The organism is Fibrobacter sp., assembly GCA_012523595.1.
Classification (GTDB): Bacteria; Fibrobacterota; Chitinivibrionia; order Chitinivibrionales; family Chitinispirillaceae; genus JAAYIG01.
This window is the reverse complement of the sequence record JAAYIG010000138.1, coordinates 1-9520: the sequence shown is the minus strand read 5'-3', so window position 1 is coordinate 9520 and position 9520 is coordinate 1. Positions and strand designations below refer to the sequence as shown.

The following is a 9520-nucleotide window of genomic DNA, read 5'->3' as shown; positions in this document are numbered from 1 at the left end:
TTGAGAATTACCTGAACCTTCTCTGGAGTATGTTCCAATCTGATATCGATGTCTTCAGCCGGCCGTGGTTATACTACTGGCTTCTGATCCCTGCAGTCGGCTACTTTATTTTTTTCTTCATCAAATGGACAGTACTTACAACGCCGGTCTGGCTCCCGATTGCGCTTGCACTTTCCCCATTCAGGTGCAGGGGAAAGAAATAAATCCTTCATTTCCGGTCAGTCAGAAGATCATGACAGTTCTTCGGTATTGGCCAGAACCGGTGCGGTGGCCTCCTTGATATCTTCCTGATCTGCTTCAGCGATATTGAGCAGATGATCCTTTATGCGGCGATAAGCCGTAAGAATTTCGGGGTAAACTAATGTGATAAGAGGATCGAGCTGTTTTACAGATAATTTGTCCAGGTGACGGGACCGCATTTTGCGGAAAAGGTGGGTTATTGCATCACTGCGGGATTTGGCTTTGATATGTATATTGACATCCCGTTTACAATGTGCTTTGAAAACCATGTTGAAATACTCATCCACAACATCATGAAATTCCAGCACATTTTTCGCCTCTTCCTGCTCCAGGACCAAACCGGCGTTTTCAAGGCGAAGATGAAGTTTGAGAATTGAGACTATATAATCACTTACAGATTCGTATTCATCAGCCCGGCGCAATTGCTCCTGAGCTTCTCTGGTGATAGAGGAAACAAGCTCCTGAGAGAGCAGGTTGGTGAGAAATGTTATAACCTCTTCCTGCATTCTATCAAGTAACTGCTCCTGATTGAAGAGCTTATCCACCGCCTCTTTTCCTCCGGTTTCGCCACTGATTATCTCCCGAAGTGAGTTCATCATATTTCTGGTGATCTCTCCCATCCTGATCACCTCCCGTCTAGACTGTTCAATCGAAATCATTGGAGTATCGAGGAGACGGGAATCGAGGTGAGTGAGAGAAGGAACAATGGATGTTTTCTCTTTGAAGAGGTACTCAAGAAAACGGGCGAGAAGATGAGTAAAGGGCAGAAACAGGATTGCCAGAAAAACATTGAAAATAGTGTGGGCCAGAGCGATTCTGGTGGCAATATCGATGCCTCTGTGCATTATCACGCCAAGCAATCTCAAATAGGGGAAAAAGAAGGGTACGATTATCAAAACTGCTGCTACTTTAATCAGGATATGAGCATAAGCAACGGTTCGTGCCTTGATTGTGGCATTGAGTGAGGCAAGAAAAGCAGTAATCGTTGTACCGATATTCTGACCAAGCACCAGGGCCACCGATGTGTCAAAATCGATTACCCCCGCTCTTGCCAATGTGATAGTCATGGCAATAGTCGCAGATGATGACTGGATAATGGATGTCACCAGCGCACCAATCAGTACACATTTGATTACCCCGAGATAGTCTTTAGGCGAGAAGCTTGAAAAAAGGCAGATGAATCCCTGGTGGCTACGCAATGGTTCCACACCCTTTTCCATCAGCAAAAGACCGAAAAAAACCATCCCTAAACCCATTATGAGCATATAGATGAAGCGGCTGCGTTCGTGTCTGGAAAAGAGGTAGAATAAACCGGAAATACCTGTAATCAAAAGGCCATACTTTGTAATCTTTATTGCCACTATCCAGGCTGTGACCGTGGTACCTATATCCGCACCTATTATGACTCCAATTGATTGCTGAAGAGTCATGACTCCCGCATTCACCAGACCAATAAGCATCACTGTAGTCACTGAGCTGGATTGTATTGTCGACGTGACAAAAAGGCCTGTTCCGCATGCTGCAAGGCGGTTATCTGTAACCAGGGAGATCATCTTGCGCATCTTGCTGCCCGCAACTGCCTGAACACCGTCAGAGAGATACTTCATTCCAAGGAGGAATATGCATAATCCTCCTATTACATTAGATGTCATCAAAATTAAAGCACTGAAAGTAAGATCCGGGCTCTCCATGCTATGGGCTATCCTGGTAACAAGGTTAATGGTTGAGGTTGAAAATAAAGTACATGTATTTGCATACAGGTTTTACAAATTGTTCTGTTGTATTTGCCTGCTATGTGGTGTTGAAGATGGAGATGATATCAGGTGGGTATAACTCATCAATATTCCTTCCTGAGAGGTTACTACAAAGTTCCCAAAATTACATGTACAGAACCAATATAATTTTCTGCTTCAGAAAAAATGGTAAAGAATTCGATTAATAACCGGAATTGTTAACATCCTTTGTGATCATATCGGGGCAAAAGGAACCGGATAATTCCGGCAGCTCTGAAGCAATAATACCTGATAACAAGCATCGATAAATGATTCCAGTATCCCGTCCGCAGTAGTTTTCCGGTTAATTATACTAAACAGTATTATACCAAATAGTATAAAATTTTATACAATTTAGTATAATACCGAATAGTATTATATTTATCATTAAATCCATCAGGAGAGGGAAACATGAATCCTTTCAGGTATGGCCAGGTTGTCTTTAAAAAGAACTACTGCAGGCGTCCTGACCTTGAAAAAAGGCTGCAATCGCATCTCTTGTCCGGACAGAATATCTATATGGAAGGGGAGCGCCGCACGGGTAAGACGTCTCTGATTTTTCATGCCGTAGAACAGATTAAATCCAGATGGCTGGTTTATATCGATCTCCTTGAGGTAAAAACCATTGAGGATGTCCATAAACGGGTGCTCAATGGTATGGCAAAGGCCAGGAAAGGGAAGAATCTCCTGGAAAATCTCATTAAAAGTGTAGCCGCACTAAGGCCGGTACTCTCCTTTGATCCGATTACTTCTACTCCCTCCATTTCTATAGATACGGCTCTTAAGCTCAGCCCTGACTCTCTTGATGGACTGTTTGATCTTTTCTCAGGGAGGGATTTTAAAGATGCCATAGTCGCAATAGATGAGTTTCAGGACATCAGAAATCTTGCGGAATCAAACCAGGTTCTGGCGATAATGCGGAGCAAGATACAATTACTGCAAAATATCCCCTTTATCTTCTGCGGAAGCATTCGCAGTGAGATGCACATGATGTTCAATGATCCTGAAAGCCCGTTTTTTAAATCGGCTTTGCGGCTTGAAGTCGGGCCAATTGACAGAATCTCATTCAGCGAATTTATCAGGAATAAATTTCTGGAAAAGAAAATGAAGATATCCTCACAGGTGATAGACAGGATATTGGAGATTGCGGATGAGAATCCTGGCGACACACAGCAGTTGTGTTCCGCTATCTACGCTATCAGCGAGCCGGATACGGTGATCACTGAAGACACTATAAACATGGCCCTTCAGTATCTTTTTGCCGGAGAGCGCAAGGGTTATGAGACCAGTCTCGCGAGATTGACATCGATACAGTTCAAGTGCCTTACAACTGTAGCAAAACTGGGGGGCAAAAACACCTTTTCCAGAGAATTTATTAATGCCTCGGGAGTAGCACTTCCAGCGACGATCCGGAAAGCATTGCAGAGGCTTGAGGAACTGAAGATTCTCTTTACCAGAGATGGGGAGTACAGGTTTGTAAATCCGTTTTTCGGATGGTGGCTCGCGCACATGAATTACTAAAAGTAAATACTTGCCGTGCGTGCGGTATTCTTATCCTTTACTGTGAAGCGTGTGGAGTTGTATTTTCCAGTTTCAGGTTTTGTATCCACAGATTCAGAAAAAACAGAAACCTTTTTCTACAGTCAAAATCAGGAAATCTCAGAATCATGAAAACAGATGTCAAAAAGATCCGCATTATGCCCTGTCTGGATATGCAGAACGGCCGGGTTGTTAAAGGTGTGCATTTTATAGATATACGGGATGCAGGAGATCCGGTGGAGTGTGCAAAAGCCTACTGCGAAGCTGGAGCAGATGAGATTGCCATGCTCGATATCACGGCCACTGTGGAGAACCGTCCGACAATGCTTGCAGTAGTGAGACGGGTTGCAGATGCAGTGACGATTCCTTTTACTGTTGGCGGCGGAATTAACAGCGTCAAATCTGCTGAAGATGTTCTCAATGCAGGTGCCGATAAGGTTTCTACAAGCAGTGCCGCTTTCCGTAACCCTGAATTGATAAAAGAGATGGTCAGGGAGTTTGGGCCGGACAAGGTGACAGTTGCGATCGATGTAGATAAAAATGATACTATGCCTTCAGGGTATGAGGTTTATATCGACGGGGGCAGGACGGCAACTGGTACCGATGCTGTGGAATGGGCCAGACGGGTTGACGGTTTTGGGGCGCCTGTAATCCTGCCAACCAGTAAAGCCGGTGACGGGGCGCGAAACGGGTATGATCTGCCTGTTATCCGTGCCATGAAAAGAGCAGTGAATGCAGAGATTGTGGCATCAGGAGGCGCTGGAAAACTGGAGCACTTTCCGGAAGCAATCGAAGCGGGAGCAACTATCCTGCTTGCTGCATCGGTTTTCCATTTCGGCACTATAAAGATTCCTGATCTCAAAAAGTATCTTGCCTCCCTGGGCTATAATGTCAGTTAAGCCTCAAATGTTCTCTTCGGGGTCGGTATCGGAATCGGCATCGGTATCGAAATAGAGGAATAAGATAGACTCAAGCCAGGAAAAAACAAACCCCAGCTTAAAATCCGGGAACTGCTGGTTTCAAATCTCCGGATGCTCTTTCTCTGGCAAGCATCATGATAAATTCGGGGTTTGGCAGTCCCCCGAGTCTTTTGCAGGTTTCCAGATCATTCCATGCCTCATTGTATCGCCTGAGATTGTAAAAGCAGATTGCCCGGTCCCTGTAGGCGTCCGCGTCATCTGGAATCAGCCTTATAATTCTGGAACAATCATCCGCAGCCTCAGCATGCATTCCCAGTACCGAATAGCTAACAGCCCTGCCTTGCAGGGCCCGAACCATCGTTGAGTCAACCGACAGTGCATTTGTGAAATGGACAATCGATTCCCTGAATTCTCTCTCTGCAGTTTCGAGCTCATTTCGTTCTGAATATTCACCGGCGATTTTTGAGTGTGCAGATCCCAGATTGCAGTGTGCTGATGAAAACTTCGGGTCGAGATTTACTGCAGACTTGAAGTCCTCAATTGCCTCGACTGTCCGTCCCATTTCAGCGAGAAGTATACCGCGGTTGTTGAATAGTTCTGCCCTGCCAAGTTTCATCTCTATAGCCCTGCTGTAATCCTCCAGTGCCTCATTAAACCGCTTTCCCTTGTAGAACGCCAGTCCACGGTTTGCATAGGAGAGGGCATAATCCGGATCGGCAGCTATCGCTCTGTCAAACATCTCTATAGCCTCTGAGATCTCTTTGTCCGAAATATTTCCGCCATTTCGATTCAGAATCGACGATCCGATATACATTGCTGCCCGCGCGTTTTTCGGATGCTTTCGGGAGGTATCCAGCCATATACTGAACTCACTTTTGTAGTCTTTGTTACGCTGAACTGTAAGATTTCCTAAAATGAGTACAGGCGTGACGCTAAGCACTCCTGCAGTGGCTATTCTTGTCAGGGATAGAGCATTTACTTTTTCAAATACTTTCTGAAGGGCATGCGAAATACCGGATACGACAAGGAAAATCAGCGCAGCAAGGGGAAGATACATGCGGTGTTCGGCGGCAGTCTGAGTGAGAACCGGTACCAGACTCGAACTGGGTGAAAGAACTGCAAAAATGAAGATACCGGCGAAAGCAATCTTTGGACGGAAGAGAAAACCGGCTGCTGTAGCGATGATCAATAAAACAGTAAGGGTTATGAAAGGTAATACCTCATTTGCGCTCTTAACCATATATGTCCCGTAATCGAAAACCAGTCCGGATGGCCAGAAGCTTAACTGTAAATAGCGGATCAAAGCCCGGCACTGTGTGAGAATGTACCTGATAATTATCGTACTGTCATTACCAAATCCTGCTGTTCCTCCTCTGCTCTCCGTGCCTGAAACAAGATATGCCAGAATTCCCCAGGTCATTGCCATAGAGAGGTAAAGCGGCCATCTTCGCTTGAGAGTGTTTCTTACATCCGATGACAGAAATAGTGAATCATAAATGAGGGTGATAATCGGAGCAGATATCATGACCTCTTTTGAGGCCATCCCGAGCGCGCATGCGGCGACAGCGCAAGTGCCCCAGAGTATCTTTTTTTTTCGTGTTGATGCTTCAGAAGATCGTATCACAAGGTAAATAGTCAAAAGGTAAAAGAGTGAAACCAGAGATTCGGCTCTTTGTGATATATAGGTAACAGTACTGGTGGTGAGAGGATGCAGTGCCCAGAGAAGTGAAATTGTTAACGCTGTATAATTTGAGTTCCGGCTGAGATGGGTGTCACTGAATCCTTTCTGAAGGGTTTGCCGGGCAATTAAGAACAGAAGTAAAGCTGCAAGGATATGGATTATGATATTGACAATATGATACCCGGTCACATCGAGACCGGAAATCGCATAATTGAGTGCGAAAGACAGATTAAGAACCGGGCGTCCCTGTACCGGGTTTCCAAGACCTGGAGTGGAAAAAATCTGGTCGGGAGGCCAGATTTTTCTTATTGACTCGTTTTTAACAACCGAGAACTCATCATCAAAGATAAAAGGACAGGAGAGAGAGTTCGCATAAACCAGAGCAACAGCCGTTACAATTACCGCGATTGCCGCAATAGAATACTTTTTTGTCTGACCGTTTACCGTTCCAGTCTTTTTCTTTTCTGGAAGGTTGTCTGTCTTTTTTCCGGAGTATCTTTTCTTTTTTGCCATGGGACTGGTCCTCAGGGCTTATAGCCCTGTCCTCTGACAAACACAGAAATCAAAGACCTTTTTCTTTCAGTCTCTTCACTATTTTTCCTCTTCTGAGGAATTCGCGGTATTCAGAAGGATGCTCAGTGAGAAGATGAAGGAGGTATTGACGATTCTTTTCTATGGCTTCCTTGTAAAGATCACGGTCGAGACCCAGGCTGGACCTGAAATGCCCGGCCATATACTCATTAACTCCGTTCAGTGACTCTTTGAACCTTTTGAAGGTATCATCAAAAAAACTCATCGTCTTTTCCATCAGATCCTTCTCGGAAATATATCCGCCCACTTCTCCTTCACGGAATTCATAGTATAAAAACAGAAGCTTTTCAAGGTAGGTCCTGTCAGCCATCTGACCCAGAAGATCGGCTGTGCCAAGCATCTTACCCAGCATCTCGATTTCCGGGCTTGAGAATTCTATCTCCTCAAGTTTAACGTCAATACCGGTACATTTGAGAATAGTGTATGCGTTTTGATAATCAGAGCTGCTATATCCGTGCTCACCCAGATACTTCTTAACAAACGCAATGCTCCTGTTGACATGAGTTTTTGTATGTTTTGCCCCTGTACCTTTGTTGTCATCCAGATTCTGAATAAAACCCACATCGTGCATCAGGGCACAGATAATTGCCAGTTCCAAATTCTTCTCATTGAACCCGACACCCTCAACGGCAGCACCATGGATCAGACGGGAAAGAGCCAGGGCTGTATCGGTTGTGTGCTGAAGATTATGATACTCGGTGTTGCAGGCTTTGTACCCGGGATAATTACCTGCAAAGAGGTTTCTTATATCGGTAAAGGCATTTATAAGACTGTTTAATCGGGCTTCCGGGAATATCAATCTGATTATTCTGCTGATTTCAGCAAAAACTTTTTCCGGGTTGGTCAGATCTATCAGATCGGCAAAACGAACATCATCAGATTTGAAACCGGAAGTGGCCATTATCGTGTTACCTCTTTAATCAGGATTACTGTTAGTAATTAATAAGTATAATATTCTACCATCCTGGATAATCCCGGAAATTGCAGAATTCATCATGTTTTGGAAAAAAGGAAGAATGTTTTTTCAATGTCTGAGTTTTCTCAGCAGAAAAGCGATAATACAGGTGCAGAACCATTGTTTACAACTTTTTATTACTATTCAGATACCGGCCCTGGCTTCAGAAGTTTTGGGGAGGGTATTGAATTGAAGGATACCGTTATTCTCTAATCCACTGAAAATAGAGTGTCTCCTACTGTACAAGGTGCTGATTTGCCCTTAACACCTCAAAAGTGTACTGTTTCAGGCGGTCGGCTGCCTGCAGCAGCATCTGATCATCAGATGGAAAAGGGGCGATCGTTAAAGTTGTCAGCCTGCGGGTTTCCTCGCTGAGAGCCTCCTTATTCCCTTTTGCAAGAGCGTAAACGAAATCAAATTTTGATTCAGCAGAGATGGGCTCGGATTTAATTTTGATTAACTGACCTCCATCATTATCCAGGAAATCAAGCGTACCGTCTACAGTAGCACTTTTCCCCAGAGAAAAGCGGATAACGGTACAACGCAGGGTTTTGTATTTGATTTTTTTTATGTCGTTTCCCAGTGAGTCTTTCTGTACATTACCATTTGCATCAAGCACATATTCCAATCCATCCTCAACCTCTTTGGTCTCTTCGAATTGCGCTGAAGTAGAGAGCTCAGGAGAAATATCTATTTTCCTGATATTAAGTGTGATTGTAAAATCATAGCGGATTCTGGGGTCGGGCCACGTATCGAACACTATCCACTCGTATCCCTGATCCTGCAATCCAATCTTAAGCAGATCCTCTTCAAACGCGTGGGAAAGTCTTTTTCCGGAATTGTTCCTGATTTGAAACAGGACATGGGAAAATGACTTTGCATATGCATCAGAGATTTTCTCATCGATTCCATTAAAAGACGGCAGGTAGTGTTTGACTCTTATGAACCGATCGTAAGCTTGCCTGGAATTGAACCTGTCACCCTTTGCAAGAAGAGACTCTCCCTTGCTGAACAGAAATTCAGCGGCTTTACGTTTGGACTCTATTATATCCTTGTCATAATCGACGTATGTGTAATTTATTCTCTGTTTAATAGATGTGCTGAGAGGTTTTACCAGGTCCTGACGGTTTTCAAGTCTCATGTAACGCTCGTAAATCTCTTCCCATACCTGGGGTTCACCGCTCTGCATGAGGAATTTTAATCTCTGTCTGTCTTCATCGTTGGCAAGGTTATATGCTTGCGCAAGAACATCTATCTCTTTCTGATTGTCAGGATTTTTCATGAGTGCCTGGGCTGATTTAGCCACCGCTCCGTCATAATGGCGCAGTTCAAGCATTTTTCTGGATGAAATACAGGATAATAAGACTATAAGAAGGGGAAAAAACAGCAGTACCCGTTTCATGATTGTTCCATTGATGAGTTTACCTTTATAAGAGCCGTTCCTTTTTAATCTGTCACTGTTTATCATGATATCATTTTTTGGGTCTATCCGGATTTCCCAAACAGTGTAGTTAGATAAGCTCTTTGACATTATATATAGAGTCACAGGCTCCAACAGAGGTATTTTGTTTAATGGTCATTAACAAAAAACAATTTCCTACAAGGAGGAGCCCATGACCAGTAATAAATTACTTTCTCGTCTTCTTAAAATGAAGGGTTTTAAAGTAACCTGGTTTGCTATTAAGGAAAACTCCGGGTTATTGGAACTTGGGGTCAAGCCACATAAAAGCGGTTGCCGGTGTCCCCATTGCGGACGTCGTGGCACGATAGTAGCACGGGCACAATGCCGGCAATGGGATGATGTGGTTGTGTGTGGGATGCG

The 9520-nt window shown here is 44.2% G+C and carries 8 protein-coding genes; 4 read left to right on the top strand and 4 right to left on the bottom strand.

Features of this window, described 5'->3' with window-relative positions; all coding sequences use genetic code 11:
• Positions 1-230: 230 nt before the first annotated feature.
• Entirely contained in the window at positions 231-1931 is a 1701-nt protein-coding gene (locus tag GX089_09565; protein NLP02729.1) for a Na/Pi cotransporter family protein, read from the bottom strand.
• Positions 1932-2423: 492 nt separating this feature from the next.
• Between GX089_09565 and GX089_09560 the strand changes: the two genes are divergently transcribed.
• Positions 2424-3533, top strand: coding sequence for an ATP-binding protein (locus GX089_09560; GenBank protein ID NLP02728.1), 1110 nt, complete (start codon positions 2424-2426; stop codon positions 3531-3533).
• 146 nt (positions 3534-3679) lie between these two features.
• The gene (gene hisF, locus GX089_09555) at positions 3680-4450 is read left to right on the top strand and encodes an imidazole glycerol phosphate synthase subunit HisF (GenBank protein ID NLP02727.1); all 771 of its coding nucleotides are present in this window, start codon (positions 3680-3682) and stop codon (positions 4448-4450) included.
• 97 nt (positions 4451-4547) lie between these two features.
• On the opposite strand, the gene GX089_09550 is transcribed toward hisF, so the two are convergent.
• Together GX089_09550 and GX089_09545 are read right to left on the bottom strand one after the other, a co-directional pair.
• Complete coding sequence (locus GX089_09550) at positions 4548-6665, bottom strand: tetratricopeptide repeat protein (GenBank protein ID NLP02726.1); 2118 nt, start codon at positions 6663-6665, stop codon at positions 4548-4550.
• Positions 6666-6714: 49 nt separating this feature from the next.
• Entirely contained in the window at positions 6715-7644 is a 930-nt protein-coding gene (locus tag GX089_09545) for a hypothetical protein (protein NLP02725.1), read from the bottom strand.
• Positions 7645-7770: 126 nt separating this feature from the next.
• Between GX089_09545 and GX089_09540 the strand changes: the two genes are divergently transcribed.
• Positions 7771-7911, top strand: a complete 141-nt coding sequence (locus GX089_09540; GenBank protein ID NLP02724.1) for a hypothetical protein — start codon at positions 7771-7773, stop codon at positions 7909-7911.
• 22 nt (positions 7912-7933) lie between these two features.
• On the opposite strand, the gene GX089_09535 is transcribed toward GX089_09540, so the two are convergent.
• Positions 7934-9100 (bottom strand): hypothetical protein, encoded by a 1167-nt coding sequence (locus tag GX089_09535; GenBank protein NLP02723.1) that lies wholly within the window; start codon positions 9098-9100, stop codon positions 7934-7936.
• A gap of 211 nt (positions 9101-9311) precedes the next feature.
• On the opposite strand from GX089_09535, the gene GX089_09530 reads away from it, so the two are divergent.
• Positions 9312-9520 (top strand): hypothetical protein (locus GX089_09530; protein ID NLP02722.1); only part of this gene is annotated, 209 nt, incomplete at its 3' end.